Annotated in this window: 22 protein-coding genes; 3 read left to right on the top strand and 19 right to left on the bottom strand. The window is 39.7% G+C overall.

All coding sequences use genetic code 11. The annotated features are described in order from the left end of the window. Positions 1-4 precede the first annotated feature (4 nt). From gmhA to cdh, 15 genes are all read right to left on the bottom strand, one after another. On the bottom strand, positions 5-583 hold the full coding sequence (gene gmhA / locus EXS92_RS07425; protein ID WP_000564558.1) for a D-sedoheptulose 7-phosphate isomerase: 579 nt from the start codon (positions 581-583) through the stop codon (positions 5-7). Next, positions 576-1,967 carry a D-glycero-beta-D-manno-heptose-7-phosphate kinase gene (gene rfaE1 / locus EXS92_RS07420; RefSeq protein ID WP_165516041.1) on the bottom strand — a complete coding sequence of 464 codons (1,392 nt, stop codon included), beginning with the start codon at positions 1,965-1,967 and terminating at the stop codon, positions 576-578. The genes gmhA and rfaE1 overlap by 8 nt, the downstream gene beginning before the upstream one ends. Then, a complete protein-coding gene (gene rfaD, locus EXS92_RS07415; protein ID WP_165516040.1) occupies positions 1,964-2,953 on the bottom strand; it encodes an ADP-glyceromanno-heptose 6-epimerase in 990 nt (329 codons plus the stop codon). Before rfaD ends, rfaE1 begins: the two co-directional genes overlap by 4 nt. An 8-nt stretch (positions 2,954-2,961) precedes the next feature. Further along, a complete protein-coding gene (gene gmhB, locus EXS92_RS07410; RefSeq protein WP_165516039.1) occupies positions 2,962-3,483 on the bottom strand; it encodes a D-glycero-beta-D-manno-heptose 1,7-bisphosphate 7-phosphatase in 522 nt (173 codons plus the stop codon). Then, positions 3,473-4,213 (bottom strand): sulfite exporter TauE/SafE family protein, encoded by a 741-nt coding sequence (locus EXS92_RS07405; protein WP_165516038.1) that lies wholly within the window; start codon positions 4,211-4,213, stop codon positions 3,473-3,475. Before EXS92_RS07405 ends, gmhB begins: the two co-directional genes overlap by 11 nt. Next, positions 4,204-4,875: a type III pantothenate kinase gene (locus EXS92_RS07400; RefSeq protein WP_165516037.1), complete on the bottom strand. Its 672-nt coding sequence runs from the start codon at positions 4,873-4,875 to the stop codon at positions 4,204-4,206. Before EXS92_RS07400 ends, EXS92_RS07405 begins: the two co-directional genes overlap by 10 nt. A 4-nt stretch (positions 4,876-4,879) precedes the next feature. After that, positions 4,880-6,553, bottom strand: coding sequence for a plasminogen-binding protein PgbB (pgbB, locus tag EXS92_RS07395; protein WP_165516036.1), 1,674 nt, complete (start codon positions 6,551-6,553; stop codon positions 4,880-4,882). A gap of 4 nt (positions 6,554-6,557) precedes the next feature. Further along, positions 6,558-7,214, bottom strand: a complete 657-nt coding sequence (locus EXS92_RS07390) for a hypothetical protein (protein WP_165516035.1) — start codon at positions 7,212-7,214, stop codon at positions 6,558-6,560. Further along, positions 7,211-7,648 (bottom strand): dUTP diphosphatase, encoded by a 438-nt coding sequence (dut, locus tag EXS92_RS07385; protein ID WP_000694189.1) that lies wholly within the window; start codon positions 7,646-7,648, stop codon positions 7,211-7,213. Before dut ends, EXS92_RS07390 begins: the two co-directional genes overlap by 4 nt. After that, the gene (gene greA, locus EXS92_RS07380) at positions 7,638-8,132 is read right to left on the bottom strand and encodes a transcription elongation factor GreA (RefSeq protein WP_001031339.1); all 495 of its coding nucleotides are present in this window, start codon (positions 8,130-8,132) and stop codon (positions 7,638-7,640) included. Before greA ends, dut begins: the two co-directional genes overlap by 11 nt. A gap of 40 nt (positions 8,133-8,172) precedes the next feature. Next, positions 8,173-9,255, bottom strand: coding sequence for a lipid-A-disaccharide synthase (gene lpxB / locus EXS92_RS07375; protein WP_165516034.1), 1,083 nt, complete (start codon positions 9,253-9,255; stop codon positions 8,173-8,175). Continuing rightward, complete coding sequence (gene mua, locus EXS92_RS07370; protein ID WP_165516033.1) at positions 9,255-9,716, bottom strand: nickel-binding protein Mua; 462 nt, start codon at positions 9,714-9,716, stop codon at positions 9,255-9,257. The genes lpxB and mua overlap by 1 nt, the downstream gene beginning before the upstream one ends. A gap of 6 nt (positions 9,717-9,722) precedes the next feature. Then, the gene (gene hypA / locus EXS92_RS07365; RefSeq protein ID WP_000545280.1) at positions 9,723-10,076 is read right to left on the bottom strand and encodes a hydrogenase/urease nickel incorporation protein HypA; all 354 of its coding nucleotides are present in this window, start codon (positions 10,074-10,076) and stop codon (positions 9,723-9,725) included. A gap of 58 nt (positions 10,077-10,134) precedes the next feature. Next, positions 10,135-12,291 (bottom strand): flagellar hook protein FlgE, encoded by a 2,157-nt coding sequence (gene flgE, locus EXS92_RS07360; protein WP_000946402.1) that lies wholly within the window; start codon positions 12,289-12,291, stop codon positions 10,135-10,137. Between the two features lie 208 nt (positions 12,292-12,499). Beyond that, positions 12,500-13,396 carry a CDP-diacylglycerol diphosphatase gene (cdh, locus tag EXS92_RS07355; RefSeq protein ID WP_165516032.1) on the bottom strand — a complete coding sequence of 299 codons (897 nt, stop codon included), beginning with the start codon at positions 13,394-13,396 and terminating at the stop codon, positions 12,500-12,502. A gap of 191 nt (positions 13,397-13,587) precedes the next feature. On the opposite strand from cdh, the gene EXS92_RS07350 reads away from it, so the two are divergent. Continuing rightward, positions 13,588-13,917, top strand: coding sequence for a zinc ribbon domain-containing protein YjdM (locus EXS92_RS07350; protein WP_033776381.1), 330 nt, complete (start codon positions 13,588-13,590; stop codon positions 13,915-13,917). Positions 13,918-13,974: 57 nt separating this feature from the next. Here the strand turns inward: EXS92_RS07350 and EXS92_RS07345 are convergent, their stop codons facing one another. From EXS92_RS07345 to EXS92_RS07335, 3 genes are all read right to left on the bottom strand, one after another. Further along, complete coding sequence (locus tag EXS92_RS07345) at positions 13,975-14,190, bottom strand: hypothetical protein (protein ID WP_001206523.1); 216 nt, start codon at positions 14,188-14,190, stop codon at positions 13,975-13,977. Positions 14,191-14,274: 84 nt separating this feature from the next. Further along, complete coding sequence (locus tag EXS92_RS07340) at positions 14,275-15,150, bottom strand: twin-arginine translocation signal domain-containing protein (RefSeq protein ID WP_165516031.1); 876 nt, start codon at positions 15,148-15,150, stop codon at positions 14,275-14,277. A 144-nt stretch (positions 15,151-15,294) separates the two neighbouring features. Beyond that, positions 15,295-16,812, bottom strand: a complete 1,518-nt coding sequence (locus EXS92_RS07335; protein ID WP_165516030.1) for a catalase — start codon at positions 16,810-16,812, stop codon at positions 15,295-15,297. A 320-nt stretch (positions 16,813-17,132) separates the two neighbouring features. Here EXS92_RS07335 and EXS92_RS07330 point away from each other — a divergent pair, with 320 nt between their 5' ends. Then, positions 17,133-19,508 (top strand): TonB-dependent receptor, encoded by a 2,376-nt coding sequence (locus tag EXS92_RS07330; RefSeq protein ID WP_165516029.1) that lies wholly within the window; start codon positions 17,133-17,135, stop codon positions 19,506-19,508. Here EXS92_RS07330 and ruvC read toward each other — a convergent pair whose 3' ends face one another. Then, positions 19,509-19,982, bottom strand: coding sequence for a crossover junction endodeoxyribonuclease RuvC (gene ruvC, locus EXS92_RS07325; RefSeq protein WP_064436646.1), 474 nt, complete (start codon positions 19,980-19,982; stop codon positions 19,509-19,511). It lies immediately after the preceding gene. Between the two features lie 130 nt (positions 19,983-20,112). On the opposite strand from ruvC, the gene EXS92_RS07320 reads away from it, so the two are divergent. Further along, positions 20,113-20,844, top strand: a complete 732-nt coding sequence (locus EXS92_RS07320) for an NYN domain-containing protein (RefSeq protein WP_000646774.1) — start codon at positions 20,113-20,115, stop codon at positions 20,842-20,844. Positions 20,845-21,540: the final 696 nt, after the last annotated feature.

Below are 21,540 nucleotides of genomic sequence, written 5' to 3'. Positions count from 1 at the left end.
AGGGCTAATTTTTATGAGCGAAATGCCTTTCAATGCAATCGCATAAAATGTGGATCATAAGAATGTGCATTTCTTGGATTCGTGGGGTATCATCGCTAGGGACAATCAAAGCCATATCGCTTAAAGGCTTCATTTTCCCCCCATCACGCCCCGCTAAACTAAGCGTTTTCATCCCTAAATCTTTGGCTTTTTCATAAGCTTTTAGGACATTTTTGGAATTACCGCTTGTAGAAATCCCTATCAAAACATCGTTTTTTACCCCCAACGCTTCCACTTGTCTGGCAAACACTTCTTCATAACCATAATCGTTCGCAATGGCGGTAAGGGCTGAGGTATCGGTATTAAGGCTTATCGCGCTCAAGCCTTTCCTTTCTAATTTATAGCGCCCGGTCAATTCAGCGGCAAAATGCTGCGCGTCGCTCGCACTCCCCCCGTTACCGCAAATAAGGATTTTCCCTTGATTTTCTAAAGTTTCTGTCAAAAGATGAACACTTTGTTTTAACGCTTCTTGCAAACTTTCTAAACTTTTTTCTAACGCTTCCTTATGGGCTAAAAATTCTTTTTGAATCAAATCATCAATCACTGCATGTCCTTTTAATTTTTTCTATGATAGCGCTTGTGGAATAACCTTCTCCAAACTCCATCAAATGGGTTTCTTTAGCAAACTCGCTCCCTATGACTTCTTTATTGAGATAGTCCGCTCCCTTGACTAAAATATCAGGCTTTAGGGCTTGAATTAATTTAATTGGCGTGTCTTCTTCAAACACCACAACATAATCCACGCAAGACAAACTCGCTAAAAGAAACGCTCTGTCTTTTTCGCTCACTATGGGGCGTTTATCCCCCTTAAGCCTTTTAATGGAATTATCGCTATTTAACCCCACAATGAGAATATCCCCTAAAGCTTTAGCCTTTTGCAAATAACTCGCATGCCCTTTATGGAGGAGATCAAAACAGCCATTGGTGAAAACGATTTTTTGCTGATGGTGTTCTAAAGTTTCTAACAGCTTTTCTAAAGGGAGGATTTTGGGGTGCGTTTGGTTTAAAATCAAAGCGATTTCTTCTAAACTCGCTAACGCGCTCCCCATTTTACCCACCACCACCGCCGCAGCCGCATTGGCAAACTCGCAAGCATCTTTTAGGCTCATCGATTCTAATAAAGAGAGCGTTAAAGACGCTATCACCGTATCGCCTGCTCCCGTGACATCATAAACTTCTTTAGCGATAGTGGGGCAATTGACTAACTCGTTTTTTTCTAAAAAAGCGATGCCTTGTTCGCTCAAAGTGACTAAAGGCATAGCGATTTGATAAGTTTCTTTTAAGATTTGGAGTGCTTTTGATAAATTCGCATGGCTGTCTAACTTCAAATGGAGCGCTTGCTCTAATTCAGCGCGATTAGGCGTGATCAAACTCGCATGGGAATATTTGCTATAATCTTTCCCTTTAGGGTCGCATAAAATGAGCTTGTGGTGTTGGTTGGCCAGAGTGATGATAGTTTGAGTGAGTTCAAAATCCAACACGCCCTTATTGTAATCTGAAAGGATCGTGCCGTCTATTTCTTGGATTTTTTCTGTGATAAAATCTAAAAGATTCTTTCTTAAATCAGCACTTAAGGGGTCTTTGATTTCCTTATCCACGCGCGCGATTTGCTGGTTTTGCGCGATAATGCGCGTTTTAAGCGTGGTGCAACGGGTTTTATCTATTAAGACGCCTGAAGCGTCAATCCCTCTTGCTTTTAAAGCGCTAATAAAATGCTTGCCCTCTAAATCATCGCCCACTACCCCACATAAAAAGACTTTAGCTTTTAAAGAGATAAGGTTATTAGCCACATTGGCCGCTCCGCCTAAATTCTTGCTCTCTTTTTTGACTTCTAAAACAGGCACAGGGGCTTCAGGAGAAAGGCGTTCGCTCTTCCCCCACAAATAATAATCAGCGATCAGATCGCCTATGACTAAGATTTTTTTCATGCGCGCTGTCCTTTAAAAATCGCATGGATATGGGGCAAATAATCTTTAATGCCACTTTCTAAATCGTATAAAGGGGTGTAATCTAAATCCAAAATAGCAGGCTCAATATGCGCTTGGGTGTGCTTTTGGAAAAAAGCGTAAGGGTTTTTGATATAACTCACTTTAAAATCCCCTAAATGCTCTTTTAAAATGCTAACGATTTCATTATAACTTCTGGCTTGGGAATAACCCACATTATAAACCCCGCTTTTTTGAGCCTTCATCGCTTTCACATTCGCTTGGATCACGTCTTCAATATAGACAAAATCCCTTAATTGCTCGCCAAATTCAAAGAGCTTGACTTCCTTAAACGCCATTGCGCTTAAAGCGAGCTGCAAAACCATAGAAGCGGTTTTTTCTTTATAAAATTCCCTAGGCCCATAGACATTGAAATACCTTAAGCCCACAACGTTATCGCTTGAATGGAATCGGACAAATTCGTCCATGCAAAGCTTGGAAAAGCCATAAACGTTTTCAGGGCTTTCGTTTGAGCCTACCACATTGGGGGCTTTGGTGTTGCCATAAACGCCCGCTGAAGAAGCGTAAATCACTTTAGCTTTTTTGGGGCGAGCGATTTCTAAAAGGTTTAAAAAAGCCTGATAATTGGTTTTCATCACTAATTCTTGATTGAGCATGGTCGTATCAGAAACAGCGGCTTGGTGGAACAAATAATCAAAATGCAACTTTTCTAAACGCCTTAAATCTAAGGGATTATTAATATCAGCTATGATCACTTCGCCCTTAAAACCGATTAAATTCTTAAAATGCCCTAAAGAACTGGGGCGGTTATTACTGAAAAGCGTGTTACTGCGAAACTTATCCAAAATGATTACTTTAGCTTTAGGGTGGTTCTCTTGAAAATAAAAGGCCAGATTACTGCCTACAAAGCCAGCCCCACCGGTGATTAAAATCGTTTGATTTTCTAATCCATCATCAATATAACGCATTACTATCCTTATTTAATCCAATCAATCATCTCTTTAAGATTTTTACATTGTATCCAAGAATGAGGAGTTTTTAAAAAATTTGTAGTCAATAAAAGGTTATTTTTAACTTTAGCGTTCAAGCCGGCTAACATGTCGCTCTCCTTATCGCCTATCATAAAAGATCGCTCCAAGCAAATTTGATGCTCTTTAGCGGCTTGCAAAATCAAAAAGGGCTTTGGCTTCCTGCAAGCGCAATTTTCTTCTGGGGCGTGCCTGCAAAAATAGACGCCATCTAAGTTAAAACCTAATTCTTTAAGCAAGCTTTCTTGGAGGTATTCAGTGAGTTGTTCAAAATCTTTAAGGGTGTAATAGCCCCGATTGATCCCAGATTGGTTAGTGATTAAAAGCAGTTTGTAGCCTAAAGATTTCGCATGCTTTAGCAATTCAAAAATCCCTTTTTGAAACTCAAAATCTTCTTTTTGACTCACATAACCTTTGTCAATATTGATAATGCCGTCTCTGTCCAAAAAAAGGGCTTTGTTAGTGTTCATGCGAATGCACTCCTTTATGATCATGCTGAGTGGTGCTGTTTTGATGATGCATCGCATGAGGCATTTTGTGGCTAATGAGCATGATCCCCATATAAAGGACATAAAGCCCAAAAACCCCCATTAAACCTTTAGACAAAAGATTAAAAAATTTCCTGTAAGAAACGGAAATTTTGCTTAAAAAAATCCCCATTAAAAACAACGGCACGCTAGTGCCAAGCCCAAAAGAAAGGCCTAGCATCGCTCCCATAAACGCACTATGACTGAGAATCACGCTCGCTAAAAACGAATACACCATCATGCAAGGTAAAAATCCATTCAACACACCTAAAAAATACAGCCCTAAAATGTTTTGAGATTGCAAGGTTTTTTTCATCAAAAAAGAGATGAAAGGGATTTGAAAGCTTAATTTTTCCGCTTTAGATCCCAAGAGCGCTAAAAGGATTAAAACAACTCCCATGCTCATCAATAAAACACCCCTAAAACCCATGTTCACGCTAAGACTACGCCCTAAACCCGCCACTATAGCCCCTAAGAGCATGTAAGTGCTGATCCTCCCCACATTATAAAGGGCATGGCAAGTGAGCTGGTAAGAAAAGCTTGTAACTTTAGAAAATCTTATTTGACTAAACGCACTCACAATCCCCCCACACATGCCCACACAATGCCCTAAAGACATGCTCAAAGCGGCTAAAAACATGCCCAAAAAACTCAAATTCTGCATCATTTGCATTCTAGTATCCCTGCTTTTTTAAGAGCGATTTCCATCCCGTCAAAAACCAAACGCTCCTTGCAAACAGAATGGGGTAAAAACGCGCTCAAATACTTCGCATCGCCCCCACAAAGATAGATTTTTTGATCTTTGGCTAAATGCTGGATACAAGAGATGACGCTCAAAACCATGCCGTAATTCACAGCGTCTCTGGTGTTTTTAGGTAAAACTTCTAAAGAATCCAAAGCCTTGAAAGGTTGCTCTAAAATTTTAGCGCTTTTTTTATACGCATGGGTATATTGGGCTAAACCGGGTAAAATACACCCTCCTAAATGCTTGCCCTCTTTAATTAAATCAATCGTAATCGCGCTCCCCGCATCCACTATAACCCCATTAGCCACCGCTAAACACGCCATTTGCCGGTCTATCCCAAGCCCTACATAGTCGGTTTCTAAATGAAAAAATCCTGCAATATTTTTAGCGTTAGGGTAACAATTCAAAAGGGCTTTTTCATTTTCTTCATTCACGCTAATGTAAAAAATTTCCTTTTGAATACCCAAACGCTTTAAATCTTCTTTAGCGCTTGAAAAGAGCTGATAGTTTTGCGCGAAATGGATGCGCGTATTGCCTATATCGCACAAAACCAGGTTTTTCAAATCTGTAAAAGATTGCCTAGCTGGCATAGACTCACTTCTTATTCATTTCTAAAGCTTTTCTTCTTTCTTCAAGCTCTTTTTCATCTCTTTCTTGATGCTCTCTCGCTCTTTGCTCAAATTCTCTCGCTCTTTGTTCGGCTTTGGCTTTTTTCTTTTCTTCTTTCAAGCGGCGTTTTTCTTCTTTAGGGCTGAGTTTTGGCACTTCTTTAAAAGCGTTATTCTCTTTTGAAATAGGAGCGTTTTCTGCGCCTTTTTCGTTACTCTCTTTTGAAGCAGGAGCGTTTTTGTTTTCTTGATTTTCTTTCATGCCTTTTTGGATAGCGTTATTTTGATTGTTAATAGGCTCCATATCGCGCCTTCTGGTTTTAACTTCTTCTTCTTCAAACCCGCTATTTCTTGGCTTAACTTTGTTTTCTTCTAAAGGCTTTTCTTTAGCTTTATGCCTTTCTTGCAAATAAATAGGAGCGTTCCCTTTTTCGCCTTTTTGAGATTTTTTAGATGCCGATTTTTCCACAACGGGATAAAGTTTTGGTTTAAAATCATTATAATCTAAATAGTAACGATCATAATACACCCGATTTTTATCATAAAACACCCCTTTATCCAAACGATTAGATGAAAAAAACTTAAAACTGCCTATAGTTGGCGTTTTATAAACATTATATGAATCAAAATCATTCAAATCCACCTCTATCACATACCCACGCTTTTCTAAAGAATACAATTTATTATGGTTTAATACAATGGTATTGAGCGAAGCAAAGGGCAGTTTCACGCTGTTTAATTCCCTCAAACTCTTATCCATTTGCAAAATCTGCCCGTCTAGCGTGAGCACATATAAAGTCCCCTTATCATAAAGCAAATCCACAATATCCCCATCATAGTTGAACTCTTGACCGCTCACCACTGAAAGGATGCGTTTCCCTGTAGAAGCGATCATGTTATTGCCATCTACGATAAGGTAAGTGATATTGTTAAAAAACTTATCGCTGCTGATAACAATGTTTCTAATAGGCGTAGGGTTTCCATGCACATAATCCACGACCAACAAGCGCCCATCTAGCATAGGGAACACCACGACCGTATCCATAAAAATAGGCATCGCCATTAAAGAATTGATCGTGGTGCTTGGGGAACCTTTTTCGCTAAAAAGCAATTTTTGAGAAGTGATGTCGTATAAATTCGCTGAATTGTCCGCTAACACCACCGCTAAAAGATTCCCTTTAACGCTCGCGCTCAAGGCAAAAGTTTCCAAAGGAATGATGATGGATTGTTGGCTGGCGTTAGGGTTATTGCTAATCAATTCCACTTGATGACAGACTTTATCTTGGACTTCCGCTTCAACGCCCTTTAATTTCAATTCCGTTTCTTCAGTCTTAGCCACCTTTCTTTTGCTTGTTTTTTTATCAATCTTGTTCAAACAATCTTGCGCAAGGATGAAAAACCCCTGACTCTCATTTAAAAAACTGCTTTCATAATTGAAATTCTTACCGATTCTTAGCTGCGTTAAACCTTTATCGCCTATAACCGCCCCATTTTTCAAAATGGCTCCATAACGATTGGATGAAACGATACTTTCTTGCAAATGGTTAGGGAAATACGCTTCGCCTTTAACTTGGTGTTTAGCGGGTTTGAAGTATTTTTTCATGTTACAGCCGCTAAAGACAATTAGGGCTATGAGTGAGATTAAAAATGGTTTATTCATCAAATCAATGCGTTCCTTGAATAGTTTCTTTCTTTAGATTGGTTGGTTTGGAAAGGTTTTGCTGAATATATTCTAACATTCCATAGTGTTTTAAAACAGAAATTATAGCATAGAGTGAAGAACTTAGAGGGATAGTGGATAAAATTTGATGCGCTTTTTTGATCGCGTCTTTAGAATTTTCTCCATACAACAAATTCACTTCTTGTAAAGCGCTCATTTCTTTAAGAATGGGGCTTTTTTCAAGCAGGTTTTTATCTCTAGAGAGCGATGCGTAAGAATACTCTGCAAAAGTTTTAACGATTTCATTAGAAGATTGCGAAAGTTTTTTAAACTCGTTTGCATCGTTTCTTTCACTCGCTCTGGCGAATTGATACAAATCATACAACTCTGGGGCGACTTCTTTCAATCTTTTTTGCAAAGCTATATTATTAGGACTCTCTAGAACTTCGTTATAAATTTGAGTGATCCGCTCTTTAGTTTGCTCACGCTTATAATCTTGTAATTTTGTATCCCCTAAATAAGCGATAAAAGCCACGATAATAAACAATAACACCCATTTGTAGCGTTTGAAAAACTTTTCTAATCTAAACGCCCCCTCTAAAAGCTTTTCATCGCTTTTAAATTCGCTTTTAACCTGCTCTAAATTTTCCTTAATACTCATGCCTTGCTCACTCCCGTGCTGCCAAACCCCCCGCTCCCCCTTGAAGTTTCATCTAATTGCTCGCATTCTATAAATTCGGCTTTATAAGTTTTTTGAACCACCCCTTGAGCAATCCTATCCCCTACTTGAACTTTAAAATCTTTATCGCTCAAATTCGCTAAAATCACCTTAATTTCGCCCCTATAATCATTATCCACCGTGCCAGGGGAATTTAACACCATCACCTGATGATTCAAAGCCAAGCCGCTACGGGTGCGCACCTGCAATTCATACCCCACTTCTAAAGACAAACAAATCCCTATTTTCACCAACCCCACGCTATGAGATTTGATCGTTACTTCTTCTACAGCATGCAAATCAAAACCTGAAGAACCCTCGGTTTGGTATTTAGGGATAAGGGCGTTTGGGTGGATTTTTTGGATTTTAATTTTCATCAAAACAAATCTCTTTATAATAAATGTCTAAAATTTCAAAATCGCTCTCGCCATTGGGTAATTGAATGCTCACCATATCGCCCTTGCTCTTACCGATCAAACTCTTAGCGATCGGCGAACCAAAAGAGATCAACCCTTTAGCCGGATCGCTCTCCACACTCCCTACTATCGTGTAAGAAAACTCTTTATCGTTATCCAAATTAAGGATTTTAATCGTGCTGCCAAAACTCACTTTATTATGGGCTAAAGCGCTCGGATCAATCACTTGAGCGTTAGCGACAATTTCGCTTAAATCCACGATTCTCGCTTCAATGAAGCGTTGTTTTTCTTTAGCGGCATGGTATTCAGCGTTTTCTTTCAAGTCCCCATGCCCTCTAGCAATATCAATTTCTTTCACAATATTAGGCCGTTCCACCTCTTTTAATTGCTTTAATTCCGCACAAATTTTATTGTATCCATGCATGCTCATAGGTTCTTTATTCATTTAATCTCCTAAGCTTATTCAGTAGAGATTATAGTAAAAATTAAGTTAAATTCAGCAAAAAAGCCATTTCATTAGCGACTTTTCTCGTGCTCCCACTGGCTAAATATTCCCTTAATCTCAAACTTTCTTTAAAATAGCGTTCTCTGTCCATTTCTTTATACGCTTTTAACAAACCCTCTACGCTCAAAAAATGCTGGATCAATTCCGGGTGTAATTGGCTCTCCCCAAGCCCTGGAGTCTCATCATTTAAGGCGTTATAAAAGATATTCGCTAAACCTATGTAATGCAAATTGACCAACATTCTAGCGATCAAAAAATCCATCGTTTTAGCCCTATACGCTAACACAAAAGGCGTGCCAATCAAAGCGGCCTCTAAAGTCGCTGTGCCGCTGCAAATGAACGCAAACTCCGCTTCAAACAAACTCTTATGCGCATCATAAGAAATTTCAAATAGTTTAATATCTTCTCCATAAAGGGCTTTCAAATCCAACCCCTTAAAGAAACTCGGCACGACTAACACACGCCTTTTAAACCCTTCGTTTTGTTCTAAAATTTGAGCCGCTTTGACAAACAAAGGGAACATTTTAGCGATTTCGCTTTTTCGACTCCCTGGCATAAACACCAGAGTTTCGCCCTTAATATCTTTTTTATAATATTTAATTTCATCTAGTAAAGGGTGTCCCACATATTGGGCTTTTTTTTGGTAATAGCCCACTTCAAAAGGCAAAATCGCCCCCAAAAAGTCGCAGTATTTTTCAAGGCTTTTAGCACGCCATTTTTTCCATGCCCAAACTTGCGGTAAAATATAATACATGATTTTTTTATGCGGGTCTTGTTTTTTGATTTTTTTGGCTAGGGGGATATTGAAAGAAGAAGAATCCATTAAAAGCACCATATCCGCTTGTTTGGCTAATTGGACCATTTCTTTATGGGCTTTGAGTAAAAACCCCAAACGGCCTATCACATCTCTAAAACCCATGATGGAAAATTCTCTAGGGCTATAGAGCGCGTTTTTCCCTTCAAACACGCCAATGAAACGATAATCTTTAGGCAAATTGTGGCGTAATTCCTCTAAATGAATATTAGAACTCGCTTCTAAAGCGCTCACTAAAATCGTGGGCATTATTTGTCTTTCAAAAGGTTTTGGACTTGATAGAGCTTGATTTCTTTATGCAAATCCCTCAATTCAATTTTGAGCAACGAATTTTCAAAATCTTTTTTAGAGAGATGGTTTTTTAAAAGCCTGTTTTCGCGCAAAACGCTACGGTATTGCAAATAAATCCCTTCACCAAACACGCGCTTGCTTGGTTTTGCCATGATAACCTGATTGTCCTTAGTGTAAACCTCCACTTCTTCAAGGGCTTTAGGGAAAATCACATCCTCTTGTGTATTTTGCGTTTCTTTGTTTGAGCGGGAGTTTTCTTTTTCTGATTTTTTTTGATAGATTTCTTGCTTCAAACCTTTTAAAGCGCTCTTTTTCTTACGCAAGATTTCTTGGACTTGTTTCAATTCCAAACGGATTTTTTTTAAAACCTCTCTAGTGTCTTCAATTTCTTGCTGGTAAGCGTTCAATTCATCTTGCATCGGTTTTTATTCCGCTAACATTTCTAAAGACAACAAACGCATTTCATTGCCTTGAGTGATAATGACATTCTTGCTGTGGCATTTCTCACACACCCCATAATCTAGGGCGTTAGGCTTAAAAACATGCGAACAATCCTTGCATTCCAATTCAACCTTTTCATCTACAATGTCTAAAATAGCGTCTTTACACACCAAAGATTCTTCTCTAAAAGTCTCAAATGCACTCACAAACAAGCTCTTATCCATAGCGCTTCTTTCACCAATACCGACCACAACTCTTTCAATCTTATGGGCTTGATTTTTCTTCGCATGCTCTTCGCAAAGAGCGATTAAAGAAGAAACGACCGAGTATTCATGCATACTAAACCTTAATCTTTAAATTAGCCCCTATTATATTGTATTAGAGTAATCTTTTAGTTTATTGCTTAAGATTCAATAGGGTGTTAAGGATTTGATCGGATGTGGTTACCGCTTTAGAGTTCGCTTGAAACCCCCTTTGAACCACAATCAAATTCGTTAAACTCCGGCTCAAATCCACATTACTAGACTCTAGTTTAGATCCTGAAATTGAACCCCTGCGCCCCGTATTAGCCGCACCGATTAAGGCTTGCCCTGAGTTTCCGGTTTGAGAAAAGACATTCCCGCCCAAAGCCTGCAAGCCCGCATCGTTAGCGAAATTCGCTAAAGCCACTTGAGCGAGCGCTAAAGTCCTGCCATTACTGAACGCTCCTAAAAGCACCCCGTCTGAATCAAAGCGGACATCCATCAAATCGCCCGCCTGATAGCCGTTTTGCTCAATCGCATAAGTTTCAGAAATCTTATCCACGCTTGTCAATCCATCAAAACTCCCTGAGGAACCAAAAGCTAAATTGATGCGTTGGGGGGCATCAGCGCCATTTTTAGGGTCAAATTGCAAAAGAGGCGGGTTCATGCCTGCAAGCGATCCGTCGTTATTAAAATGCAAACGGCCTCCTTCAAACACATTAGGCCTAGCCGCTGACCCCCCTACTAATTCCCCAGGCTCAGGCACGATCACTCTAAAATTCCATTCCGCTCCCCCACTCCTATAAAACTCAATGCGCATGGCGTGTTTAGTGCCTAAGCTGTCTATCACATCAATGCTTGTCGCATGCGTAGCGTGGGTGAATTTAGAACTGCTCGCTGACGCTCCCCCTTCAATCAAAGAAGCGGTATTAAGCCCTTTCATGGCGTTTTTAAACAAAACATTGTTCGTTACGCTGTCTGAAGAATACCCGCTCACAAAGATATTAAGATTTTCTTTAATGACATTTTTATTGTCTTTATTATTGATTTCAAACATGCCGTATTGGTTGATTGTAACCCCTATAGAAGCCGCTGAGTCCTGGTAATTGTCCGCTAAACTAGGATCTTTAACGATATTAGCGTCATGCTGGATTAATGCACGCAAGTCTTCAGTGGTCCTAAACTGCCCAATATCCGCATTAGGGCTGATAGAATGCGTATAACTATATTTGAAAGCCGTTACATCTTTATCGCCGTCTAAAAAGTTAGCGAACGCCCCGGTCCCGGCTTGAGTGACCACAATGTTTTTAAGCTTTTCATCGCCGTCTAATTCATTGGTGTTTTCCAAACGCAATTGCTTGCCGTCCAAATAAGCTTCAATCCCTGTTTGGCTTTTAACCGCATTGATCGCATTTTTAGCCGCCACTAAGCTTGAAGTCCGGCTCACCGCTGAATCGTTCGTGAAAGAAATCTTAACCCCATTCAACTCAAGCGTGCTGTTTTCTGCAGAAGGGAGGATGTCTTTGACCATTTTCGCGCTCTTATAGCTCACCCAAATCCCTTGGTTTTCATTCAATAAAAGAGCGTCGCCATCTTCATTATATAAAGATCCCATGTCCTCGGCGACTTGAGCAAGATTCGTTCCTGAATCATACACCGGATTAATGCCATCTGAAGGGGTTTTGGCTGAAGAATCCAAAGCAAATATCGCCGCTGTTTGATCGGCATGCCTTCCAGCGTTTAAATTCGCCCTCATAGAAATGCGGTTACTCGCTCTGGCTGGCATCACCATTCCAGGATCAATTCTAATGTTTTCTAAAGGGCCGGTGTTATCCACTTTTAAGGCGTCCGTATCGCTCCCTTTATTGCCGGTATCGCTCCCATTTCTCACCCACCCTTGCACCACAAGCCCGCCGGTGGTAACCAAACTCCCTTGCGAGTCAAAAAGGAACTCCCCATCTCTGGTGAAATTGCGCGTGATCCCCCTATCAGGGCTAATGATAAAAAAGCCATCGCCTTGAATCGCTAGATCGGTTTTGACATCCGTGTTTTGGATATTGCCTTGCGAAAAGATTTTAGTCGTCGCATCCACGCCTACCCCAAGCCCCACAGAAAAGTCATTCTGCCCTGCTAACCCGTTTTTATAGGGCGCGGTAGCGATGAGTTTGACTTGAGAGAGCATATCCACAAAAGAAGCCCTAGAATACTTAAAACCAGTGGTATTCACGTTCGCAATATTGTTACTCTCAATATCCAAAGCGATTTGGTGGGCTTGCATCCCATTGACACCAGACCATAAAGACCTAAGCATGGTTATCCTTTAATTTAAAGAAATTCAATCTATGCGAAATAAAGCAAAAGTTGTTCCTAAATGGCTTTTTAGAATGATTGGTTGCGGATTTTAAAGTTTTGTCAATAAAAAAGATCAGTCAAATTCACAAATAAATAGGGGGTTTTGCAACACCACCCCCATAACGCTTTTTAAAGACTATCGCTCAAATTTAAGAACTTAACTCGCTTTAGTGCAAAATCGCGCATTCATGATCTTGAATTTCTTCAGCTGAAGCGCGATTTAAAGTCAATGGGTTAAATTGTGTTGCTAACAAGACAAAGGAGTTATCGCTCTGTTGCACCACCGCTAAGCCATAGTCCCCCATGCGTTTGTGCGCGTTAGGCACTTCTTTATTAAGCATGATGAACGGGCTTTTTTGCGCTAATTCGCTCTCTGTTACCCGACGCGCCAAATATTTATGCCCGTTCAAGCCACCTGATAATGGCGACCAACGGCTGTTGATTTTTTTTAGATGATTGTCCAATTGTTTGCGTGCATCAAGGCTAATGCAAGAGATATGGATGTGAAAATGGTTTTGCGATCGCCCTTTGCTAGAGTTGATCGTCAAAGAAATTGCGCTATCAGGAATGGGTTTGCCGTATTTTTTACTCATAAAATCGCGCGCTTGCCATGACAAGTAAAAAAAGTTAGGCGTAGAAGGATCAAGCAGCAAAGGGTTTTCAATACCGCTAATGTGAGTCGTTGGCATCAACAAATATTGCAACGGGCCGTTAATATCTTTTAAAACCACATAGCCGGCATCGGGTTTGACTTCTATGCATGGCGAAGGATTTTGATTTTTCTCATAATTGGGCAAACATTTCTCAAAAACAATCTTACGCAACACGTTCGGATCTTTGGCGCTTAAACTCACAACAGCGATAGCCATCAGCACCAAAAAAAGAAAGCCCGCTTTTTTCATCTTTTTTGCTCCTTGTTTTTTGGTGGGAATTTTTACAAACCCTCTCGTTATTTTTCTACAATAGTGGTTAAAAGCTTTAATCATTATGGTTATTTTCACGAATTTTAACTTATTAGTAACGTTTAGTAACCTATTTTTAAAAAAGGGCTTTTTGAATACCAACGAGAAAAAATTTAAATTGATAACATTAAAAAAGCTAAAAGAATTTTTTAAAATATTAAATAGCTTGCGCTAAGCAGGCGATAATTTTTCGCCATGCGATCTTAGGGGGTTGATACTTATCAAATTAAAGCGTTTTATAACCTTGCTTTAGATAACATGGTAGCGATAACACCACGATAAGGATAATTATCATGCAAGATTTACCCCCATGCCCTAAATGCGACGACGCCTATACCTACCATGATGGCACGCAGTTCGTTTGCTCTAGCTGTTTGTATGAATGGAATGAAAATGAAGTTAGTAATGAAGGATTGATCGTTAAAGATTGCCATAATAATCTTTTACAAAATGGGGACTCGGTCATTCTCATTAAAGATTTAAAGGTTAAAGGTTCATCTTTGGTGCTTAAAAAAGGCACTAAAATCAAAAATATCAAGCTTGTCAATAGCGATCACAATGTGGATTGTAAAGTGGAAGGGCAGAGCCTGTCTTTAAAATCTGAATTCCTCAAAAAAGCTTAGGAAAATACAAAAAGCTTAAAAATAAAAAAAGCTCGGTGGTTTTTAAGCTTGTAAAAATTATTTTTTAGAAAAAATCAACTTATCCAACTTGAAAAAAATCACCGCTCCAATGGTTTGCCCCAAGAAAAGATTGAGCCACAACGGAAAATTGAAATAATAAAAAACCTCCATAAAAGGCAGCATCACCAACGCGCTCAACATCCATCTAAGCCAATAAACCAAAAACAACTTGGAAGCGTATTCTGTGCCAAGTTTCTTAAAAAATTCTCGCATAAAGACAACCCTTTCAAATCCTTTTTGCAAACCCTCCTAAAAAGGAAAGCTCACCATTAAGGAATATTCCTAAACTTCATGCCTTTAGACAATCGTATAGGACACTCTTTTTTCAAAAAGTTTGCTCTCGTAATTGCCTAAATCCCTACCATCTACAAGGGCAAAGGCATCGCCAAAAGTCGCCAATAAAGCAGAATCTAACTGCATGTCTTTATGACGATTCAATGGGATAAAGACTTCCTTGTGATTATTTTGAAAATCAAACGCTAGAAATGAATCTTTCAAATACACTTCCACTCTAGGGGCGTTTTTCACCACGCTGTTTTGAGCCAATTTCAAGCCTTGCACTTCAGCGCTTTTAATCCCACACGCATGGCATAAGGACACAAACATGCTCTCTTGTGAAATGGTTGCAAACCAAGGCAAACTCTCTTTTTTAGGCAAATTTTCTTTACCCTCTAAAGCCTTCTGTCTCTTAGGCATCTCATGTTTGATGAACGCATAAAAATTACGAACGCTTTCTTTAGGGGTTGCTCCCTTGAGCTGGTTGGCAATGTTAGCCACGCTCGCATCGTCTCTTTCATAACGCCCCATTGCTACAAAATCGCTCGCATCAAACAAACGCTCATTCAATTGATAGCTAGCGATCTCATACGACAAATGAACTCGTTTTTTTTGAGCGCTTTTTAAAAATTCCACTTGCAAATAAGGCACTCCAAAATTGAGCATGCTTTTATAGCTGGCATGATTGCCTTGTAAATACACATTGCTCGCTACAACACTCGGCATGGGAATGAAAAGTGAAGTGTGCTCTGCAGAATCAAAATCAATGCTGTATTGAGCTTCTATTTTATATTTTGCAGCACTCCCTTTGCTTTCTTCTGCCTGCAAAATCTGTGCTCCTAAAACAGCACCTGTAGCGCCTAAAGCAGTCGTTTTAATAAAATCCCTTCGTTTCATAACTATAACTCTTTATTGTAATTTTTAAATCCGTTGAATGAATGAAAAAATAGGACACACCACCAAAGGAATGATGAGTATCCAAAAACCTAAATTTTGAAAGACAAAGCGTTCCTAAAAAATAAGAACGCTTAAAGAAAAGGGTTACTTTTTCTTTTTTGTGTGGTGCATGTCTTTTCCATGCATGTCTTTCATCATTTTTTGGTGTTTTTCAAGAGCTTTTTTAACTCCCTCAGCGTATTTGGGGTCAGCTTTCTTGAAATGCTCCAATTGTTTATCCACAATTTCTTTATGGGTAACATGAGCTAAAGACTCTCCAATAGTGTCATGCAACCTTTCTTTTTCATCAGCTGGCAATGAGCGGTAGTAATCACCTGGTTGGGTGTAGTAATCGCTATCCTCAGCTCTGTAATCCCAATTCCACACTTCAAACTCTTTCTCAATATGAGCTAAGTTGAACTTAGGATCTCTTGCACTCTTATCTTCTTTATAACCTGGCAATGAGCTAGGCGTATAGTTTTGTAAAGAGCCGTAGTATCCGTTTTGCATGTAACCATCTCTACTAGAAGAGTGGAACGGACACCTTGGTTTATTGACCGGTATCTGAGAATAATTAACCCCTAAGCGGTAGCGGTGTGTGTCTCCATAAGAGAACAAGCGAGCTTGTAACATCCTATCAGGGCTATAGCCAATTCCAGGAACGACATTAGCCGGAGTGAATGCCGCTTGCTCCACTTCTGCGAAATAGTTTTCAGGATTTTTATTCAACTCTACAATGCCCACTTCCATCAATGGATAATCTTTGAGATACCAAATTTTAGTTACATCAAACGGATGGAATCGATACTTTTTAGCATCTTCTTCTGGCATCACTTGAATGCTTAATTTCCATTTTGGGAAATCCCCTCTAGCGATCGCATTGAATAAATCCCTTTGATTGGAATCAGGATCATGCTTTCTGATTTCTGCAGCTTCTTCGTTAGTCAAGTGCTTAACGCCTTGCATGGTTTCAAAGTGGAATTTCACCCAAAAGCGTTCGCCTTTCGCGTTGATAAGGCTGAAAGTGTGGCTACCAAAACCATCCATGTGGCGGAAAGATTTAGGAATACCTCTATCGCTCATAACCCATGTTACTTGATACAAACTTTCAGGAACATTACTCCAAAAATCCCATACCATGTCATGATTAGGCAAATTGGTTTGAGGATCTCGTTTTTGAGTGTGGATGAAATCAGGGAATTTGATCCCGTCACGGATAAAGAAAACAGGCGTGTTGTTCCCTACTAAATCCCAGTTACCTTCTTCAGTGTAATACTTCATCGCAAAACCTCTAGGGTCTCTCACCGCATCCGCACTGCCTTTTTCCCCTGCCACAGTAGAAAATCTGAAAAAGCATTCGGTTTTTTTGCCCACTTTAGAGAAAATTTTCGCTTTAGTGTATTTAGTGATGTCTTTAGTCACGGTAAAAGTGCCATAAGCCCCGCTTCCTTTAGCATGCACGACCCTTTCAGGGATTCTTTCTCTGTCAAATGCCGCTAACTTTTCCAAAAACCAAGTGCTTTGTAATAAAACAGGACCTCTAGGGCCGGCCGTAATCACATTGTTGTCATCCCAAACGGGAGCGCCAAAAGCAGTGGTTTGTTTCACATCTTTATTAACCATCTTTTTTCCTTTTATAATCTCAAATCTTCGTAATCCGACACTAGGCCAATTACTTGTGGTGATTATTACATAATTTGTTATACAAAGACTAACAAGATTCAATTTCCTTAAAAAATCTTTTTTTTAAGAATAAAAAACCCCCTTAAGTATTTCTATTCGTAACAATTAATGAAAATAAGAAAGATTAAAAACAAAATTTTATTTTTAATCTGGTTTTAATAATAATTATTATACTATTCTATCTCAATGTTTTAGCGGATTTTGTTTTTTTTTTTTTGATTTTTATTTTTTGAATTTTTAAATTTAAGGAGAGTTGTTGGATGTTTTTAAGATCATACCCAAAGCTTAGATACGCTTTATGTTTACCCCTACTCACTGAGACTTGCTATAGTGAGGAACGCACTTTAAATAAGGTTACCACCCAAGCCAAAAGGATTTTCACTTATAACAATGAATTTAAGGTTACTTCTAAAGAATTGGATCAACGACAAAGCAATGAAGTCAAAGACCTGTTTAGGACTAACCCTGATGTGAATGTGGGCGGAGGGAGCGTGATGGGGCAGAAAATCTATGTGAGAGGCATTGAAGACAGGCTTTTAAGGGTTACGGTGGATGGGGCTGCACAAAATGGCAATATCTACCACCACCAAGGCAACACCGTGATTGACCCTGGCATGCTCAAAAGCGTGGAAGTTACCAAAGGTGCGGCGAATGCGAGTGCAGGGCCAGGAGCGATCGCAGGGGTGATTAAAATGGAGACTAAAGGAGCGGCTGATTTTATCCCTAGGGGGAAAAATTATGCAGCCAGTGGGGCGGTGAGTTTTTATACCAATTTTGGCGATCGAGAAACTTTTAGATCGGCTTATCAAAACGCGCATTTTGATATTATCGCTTACTACACGCACCAAAACATCTTCTATTATAGAAGCGGCGCTACAGCGACAAAAAACCTTTTCAATCCCACACAAGCCGATAAAGAGCCAGGAACTCCTAGCGAGCAAAACAACGCTTTAGTTAAAATGAATGGTTATTTGAGCGACAGAGACACGCTCACTTTCAGCTGGAACATGACACGAGATAACGCTACACGCCCTTTAAGGAGTAACGCTATAGGGTTAGCCTATCCTTGTGAAGCCCCCTTTAGCCCAGATAGCGACCAAGGGTGTCCTAATGTGTTGGATAGTTTCACTAGATACATGTATCACTCCGTCAATACCGCTAACAATCTTTCCTTACAATACAAAAGGGAAGCGGGAAATTCTTTTGGCGACCCACGATTAGATTTTACCCTTTATACAAGCATTAGAAACGCTCAGTTTGATCCTCTATTTGATCCTAATGGCGTTTATGCTAAATTCCCCACTTCTCAAGCGAGTGCATGGGAAAAAGAAAATTACCCATGCGTTGAAGGCGGGTATTGCACCCCAAGCTTTTCAGATGTGGATAAACCAAGCTCACAGCCTAGGAATTTGTTTTTAAACAACACCGGCTTAAACCTTAAAGTCGCGCATGTGATTGATGAAGCCACAGACAGCCTTTTTGAATACGGATTCAACTACCAAAATTTAAGCGTTTTTGACGCTCGCATCCCTAAATCAGAATTATACAGGCCTAATCAAGTTTATACTGATGATAAAGGGCAAAAACAAACCGCTTGCAGTCTTGTGGATAATAACCCCAATGACCCTACGCTATGCCAAAGAGGGAAAGCCAATGGGAATATTTATGGAGGCTATGTGCAAGCGAATTACTCGCCTCATAAAATCATCACTTTTGGAGCCGGGGTAAGGTGGGACGCCTACACGCTTTATGATAAAGACTGGAACCACCGCTACACTCAAGGCTTTAGCCCTAGCGCGGCTCTTGTGATCAGTCCCATTGAGCCTTTATCGTTAAAAATCACTTATTCTCAAGTTACAAGGGGGGTGATGCCAGGAGATGGCGTGTATATGCGCCAAAACGATTTGCGATACGCTAAAAACATCAAGCCTGAAGTGGGCTCTAACGCTGAATTTAATATTGACTATTCAAGCCAGTATTTTAGCGGGAGGGCTGCGGCGTTCTATCAAGCTTTGGATAATTTCATCTCACAATACGCGCAACGCTTGATCGTAACCAATTTGAGTCAAGCGATTAGGATTTATGGCTATGAAGTGGGTGGGACTTTCAGATACAAGGGCGTGAGTTTGAATGTGGGGATCTCGCGCACTTGGCCCACCACTAGGGGGTATTTAATGGCGGACAGCTATGAGCTTGCCGCAAGCACCGGTAATGTTTTTATCATTAAATTGGATTACACCATTCCAAAAACAGGGATCAATCTTGCTTGGCTTAGCCGCTTTGTTACCGGTTTAGATTATTGCGGGTTTGATATTTACTTGCCTGATTACGGGACGGCTGAGAAACCCAAAACCCCTACCGATTTAGCCAAATGCGGATCCCAATTAGGGTTAGTGCATATGCATAAACCGGGCTATGGCGTGAGTAATTTTTATATCAATTGGAGTCCCAAAACCAAAAGCCGCTGGAAAGGTTTGTTGCTTTCAGCCGTGTTTAATAATGTTTTCAACAAATTCTATGTGGATCAGACAAGCCCCTATGTCATGAGCCCGGATATGCCAGGCACTGACGCCATTAAAAGAGCGATCGCAGAGCCTGGTTTTAACGCGCGCTTTGAAGTGGCTTACAAATGGTGATTAGTGGAGCTTTAAGCGTTGCGCATGCGTGATAGCAACGGCTATCGCATCGCTAATATCCAAAGGCTTGATTTCGCTTGTGATGTTAAGCAAGCGTTTGACCATAAAGGCCACTTGCTCTTTAGCGGCTTTCCCGTTACCGGTAAGGGCTTTTTTGACTTGTAAGGGCGTGTATTCGCTAAAATTACCGATCCTTTCTAAAATCTTTAAAGACAACGCCCCCCTGAATTGCGCGAGTTTGATCACGCTTTTTGGGTTATACCCAAAGAAAATATCTTCAATCGCCACTTCATGGACTTCGTAACGATCCAATAAGCAATCTAAGGCTTCTATCAAGTCTAAAATCTGTTCTTGCAAGCGTATTGTGGTGATATTAATGAACCCAGCCGTGATTAAAGAAAGCTTGTTAGAAGCGTGAGAAATGATAGCATACCCGCATTTCCTACTGCCCGGATCTATTCCTAAAATACGCATCAATCATTCCTATTATTTAATTGCAAGGTTTAAAAATGTTATTATTATATCCATGTTTCTTGTTGGCGCAAAATACAAGATTGCATTAAGAATTTTTAAAAAATTTAGCGTATAAATAAGGGAGCAATAAATGAAAGCAAACACAATCATACTAGTGGATTGGGAGAATTTCAGGCGCGATATTAAACAAACAAAATGCGTTAATTACAATATCGCTTTAGATGTGATCGTTACTATCAGAGCTTTTTTACTAGATGATGAATGGATCAGTCGCATTTACTTTTATACCACCCCACCCTTTGATTTTGAACATGCGTTGTGGGATAAAAGGAACGACACCCTCCAAAATGAAAAAAATCCGGGAACAGAAATGAAAATCTTCACCAGCAGCGACATTGAAGAAATCTTACAAAGCAGTGAAGCGACTAAATGGGAGAAGATTTATAGCGATGTGGAAAATTTCCAACACGATCTGGCTTCATTGGATCAAGTGGAATTGAGGTTAGGGAGGACTAAGTTAAACGCAATAAGAGTGGAGTTTGATGGGAGTTATAGGGCGTTATTAGAACAAAAGCAGGTGGATATGCTCATGGGTCTTGACATTCAAAGAATAGCCTTTAAAAAAATAGCTGATAGGATTTTGATATTTTCAAAAGATACGGATCTAATCCCCGCGCTCAAATTAGCCAGAGATGAGGGGTTAAGGGTGGATATTGCCGATTTGTCTAACAGGCTGTCTCTCCTTAGCCAGGATTTGAAATACAATTCTGATAAAGTGAGGAAATTGAGCAGTAACGAAGTCAAAGACAAGCTGTTTTCAATCAGAGAAAATCTCACTAAAACCAACTGGGCTTTAAACTAAACCATAAAAAGGGTTATTTCATTTTTATAGAGTTTAAAAAATCATTTTTTAAAAGCTCAATTATTGACGTTTGATTAGAACAAAGCCAGAATTTTAAAGGGGTTTTTGGGCTTATTTTTCTCATACTCACTGGGTAAGCTCGGGTAGTTCGTTACTTCTTGCTTATTTTTTTGTGGTAGGATTGGGGTTATCAAGGTTTAGGGGATTGGTATCTTTCCCCTTGTAATTTTGTGCTAAAGGCGACTCAATTAGCCCATTCCTTGTTTTATCTGCTTTAAACTTTGTAATAACCCACTCACTCTTTAATCATTCGGTCTTATCCATTATCGTTCTCGCTTTTTCTAGGATTTGGTTATAGCTTTCGCTCGTTTTCATTTCTTGACTCCCTTGACTTATTAAAATTTTTGTTTTACGGTTTCAATGGTAACCCACTCATTGCTTTTTAGCATTTTCAGCTATCCTGCGGAATGAAAGAGTGGATAATGTCCGCCTTGTTCATCTCTGCTTTAACATCGTTTTTTGTTTTTCATTTATTCTCCTTGCGTTCTCTTTGAAAAGATTTAGGTCGTTATTTGGCTTTGCTAGGGTTTTTATGGTAACATTCTTACAGACATCGCTATAGGAACTCAACCTATGGTTGCCCCTTAGAGGGTTTGGTGTCTTGTAACGCTTTTCGTATTATTCTTAAAACTTTAA

Source organism: Helicobacter pylori, from assembly GCF_011175115.1.
Lineage (GTDB): Bacteria > Campylobacterota > Campylobacteria > Campylobacterales > Helicobacteraceae > Helicobacter > Helicobacter pylori_DF.
Note: the sequence above shows the minus strand (reverse complement) of the source record. Positions and strands in the feature narration are given on the sequence as shown.

Bases quoted from the DNA above. Each gene is read 5' to 3' on its own strand.
- rfaE1 (WP_165516041.1), bottom strand. From the start codon at position 1,967: ATGAAAAAAATCTTAGTCATAGGCGATCTGATCGCTGATTATTATTTG.
- rfaD (WP_165516040.1), bottom strand. From the start codon at position 2,953: ATGCGTTATATTGATGATGGATTAGAAAATCAAACGATTTTAATCACC.
- gmhB (WP_165516039.1), bottom strand. From the start codon at position 3,483: ATGAACACTAACAAAGCCCTTTTTTTGGACAGAGACGGCATTATCAAT.
- EXS92_RS07405 (WP_165516038.1), bottom strand. From the start codon at position 4,213: ATGCAAATGATGCAGAATTTGAGTTTTTTGGGCATGTTTTTAGCCGCT.
- EXS92_RS07400 (WP_165516037.1), bottom strand. From the start codon at position 4,875: ATGCCAGCTAGGCAATCTTTTACAGATTTGAAAAACCTGGTTTTGTGC.
- pgbB (WP_165516036.1), bottom strand. From the start codon at position 6,553: ATGAATAAACCATTTTTAATCTCACTCATAGCCCTAATTGTCTTTAGC.
- EXS92_RS07390 (WP_165516035.1), bottom strand. From the start codon at position 7,214: ATGAGTATTAAGGAAAATTTAGAGCAGGTTAAAAGCGAATTTAAAAGC.
- dut (WP_000694189.1), bottom strand. From the start codon at position 7,648: ATGAAAATTAAAATCCAAAAAATCCACCCAAACGCCCTTATCCCTAAA.
- greA (WP_001031339.1), bottom strand. From the start codon at position 8,132: ATGAATAAAGAACCTATGAGCATGCATGGATACAATAAAATTTGTGCG.
- lpxB (WP_165516034.1), bottom strand. From the start codon at position 9,255: ATGCCCACGATTTTAGTGAGCGCTTTAGAAGCGAGTTCTAATATTCAT.
- mua (WP_165516033.1), bottom strand. From the start codon at position 9,716: ATGCAAGATGAATTGAACGCTTACCAGCAAGAAATTGAAGACACTAGA.
- hypA (WP_000545280.1), bottom strand. From the start codon at position 10,076: ATGCATGAATACTCGGTCGTTTCTTCTTTAATCGCTCTTTGCGAAGAG.
- flgE (WP_000946402.1), bottom strand. From the start codon at position 12,291: ATGCTTAGGTCTTTATGGTCTGGTGTCAATGGGATGCAAGCCCACCAA.
- EXS92_RS07350 (WP_033776381.1), top strand. From the start codon at position 13,588: ATGCAAGATTTACCCCCATGCCCTAAATGCGACGACGCCTATACCTAC.
- EXS92_RS07345 (WP_001206523.1), bottom strand. From the start codon at position 14,190: ATGCGAGAATTTTTTAAGAAACTTGGCACAGAATACGCTTCCAAGTTG.
- EXS92_RS07340 (WP_165516031.1), bottom strand. From the start codon at position 15,150: ATGAAACGAAGGGATTTTATTAAAACGACTGCTTTAGGCGCTACAGGT.
- EXS92_RS07335 (WP_165516030.1), bottom strand. From the start codon at position 16,812: ATGGTTAATAAAGATGTGAAACAAACCACTGCTTTTGGCGCTCCCGTT.
- EXS92_RS07330 (WP_165516029.1), top strand. From the start codon at position 17,133: ATGTTTTTAAGATCATACCCAAAGCTTAGATACGCTTTATGTTTACCC.
- ruvC (WP_064436646.1), bottom strand. From the start codon at position 19,982: ATGCGTATTTTAGGAATAGATCCGGGCAGTAGGAAATGCGGGTATGCT.
- EXS92_RS07320 (WP_000646774.1), top strand. From the start codon at position 20,113: ATGAAAGCAAACACAATCATACTAGTGGATTGGGAGAATTTCAGGCGC.